The organism is Psychrobacillus sp. (genome assembly GCF_056205495.1).
In genome coordinates, this window is the sequence record NZ_JBAEAP010000313.1 from 1 (window position 1) to 1816 (window position 1816).

At 37.1% G+C, this 1816-nt stretch carries 2 protein-coding genes; both read right to left on the reverse strand.

The genetic code is table 11. The annotated features are described in order from the left end of the window. Window positions 1-339: 339 nt before the first annotated feature. The gene (locus AC06OU_RS09140; protein WP_475855339.1) at window positions 340-501 is read right to left on the reverse strand and encodes a GNAT family N-acetyltransferase; all 162 of its coding nucleotides are present in this window, start codon (window positions 499-501) and stop codon (window positions 340-342) included. 16 nt (window positions 502-517) lie between these two features. Continuing rightward, a complete protein-coding gene (locus tag AC06OU_RS09145) occupies window positions 518-1354 on the reverse strand; it encodes a hypothetical protein (RefSeq protein ID WP_475855340.1) in 837 nt (278 codons plus the stop codon). Window positions 1355-1816: the final 462 nt, after the last annotated feature.

Consider the following 1816-nt stretch of genomic DNA (forward strand, 5'->3'; position numbering starts at 1 on the left):
ATCATTTTCTTAAAGCGACTACTTTCTATATTGACTGCATTACTAAGTTTCATGGACACCTGTCCTATTGAATATTTTGCGCTATTTACTGTAACTAAATAATAGTATTGAAGAAAAGTGGGTTATCCCAAGTATGACAGCTGTAGTTTGGATTAGGCATTCAGGGCCTAATGGTTTTCTTCGCAGTTTTCAGCAGACATATAGTCCCCATTGCCCGCTTCAGCTACTGCTTTTAACTGGTCTTCTCTTTTTTATTTCTTGTATTGTCAAATTAAACAACACACCTTGCTAAAGAACAGCTCATAAGGTGTTTTCCAACCTAGGCATTTACGAGGACGCTTATTTTCCTTTTATCATTTCGCTTTTACAAAGTATTCCTTCACATATCATGCCTAAACGACTAAATATTTTTCCAGAAGCACTATTCTTAACCTCGTGTCCAGCATACACTCGCTCTAAACCAAGTACTTCGAAGGCCAATTTTAGGATTAGTTTCCCCATTTAATGAAGTAAAAGCTCAATCTTCGTCAATCGCATCAATCCATATGCTACCACCGCTTACAGTAACAAGATAGTTTCTTTCGACACCGGCACTGTTTTCAAAACGAATAAAAGTAGTGCCATCGTGCATTGCTGACATCGTAACGTGGTTCCCTTCTACAATCTCCACAGTCACAACTGAATTATCCTCAGCCGAGAAGGTCCATTTTCCCTCGTCAAGGTACATTTCCATAGTGTCATCTATTTTGGTGAAGGCAAAAACGGCAATAAAAACGGCAGCTATAATAGCAAGGGCAGTGATGCGATGCTTCTTCTTATCCAGCAAAACAAAAACAAAGAAAACTGCCAGAGCAAGGCTGAATACGGCGCTTAACAGATGATTCGGGAAATTGGCCTGTACATCTCTGAAGTAGTGCACGCTTGCCCAAGAAAGATACCCAGTAGCCACAGACAAAACTAAAACGCTGATCCAGTTCTTCTTTTTAAGTTGGAATGCTATTGCAGCACCAGGCAAGGTCAAGACGGTAATTTTAAACCAATAATCATAATAACGGAATATGTCCCAACCGTATGCATAAAACGGAACCTCAATCAAATAAATGAGGGGCTGGCTGACAAGGAAGAACACGAAACATTTAAGCGAGGCTTCCCACCACTTTTTACAGTTAACAATGATAAATATAGCAAATAGAAACCACCAGTCAGGATAAACGGCTATGTCCTGAAAGGAGGTGTCTTGTAAAAATGAAACCTGATTGATCAATGCAGTATATAATGCTGTAATAACAGCTAAAATGATAACTTTTGGCCATGTCATATTAAATTCGCCAAAGTATTTTTTAATCGTTTGCATGATTTCTCCTTTTAATAAACCTTGTTTAAAGATAATTTTAACAGGCTTGAATTTATCTCTATATTTTATCTAGAACAAATTTTACATTGTCTGTTTTCTTATTGGTTTGGGCCACTCATCAAGCAATGCATATCGGATGGTCAAAGACGATGTTATAACTACCTAACTATTATAGTATATCAATATAATTTCTCTCATGTGTGGAGTTTAATTTGTGCTTGTAGGTTAATTTATACAAGCTCTATGTTTGTTACTTGGAAAAGTTCTTCAACAAAGGATGCTAACATTATCCCCTAACAATAGCTATCTAATCGTTTCTGCACAATGTGTGTAGTCTTTCAGGAAGTAAAATAATTGTTTTTACAGCAAGATATGGATAGTGGAAACAGTACTGCCGTGATAAATTTAGGGCAACGAATTTGGCCAATTCAAACAGATTCATCATTTGCTAATAATCGATCG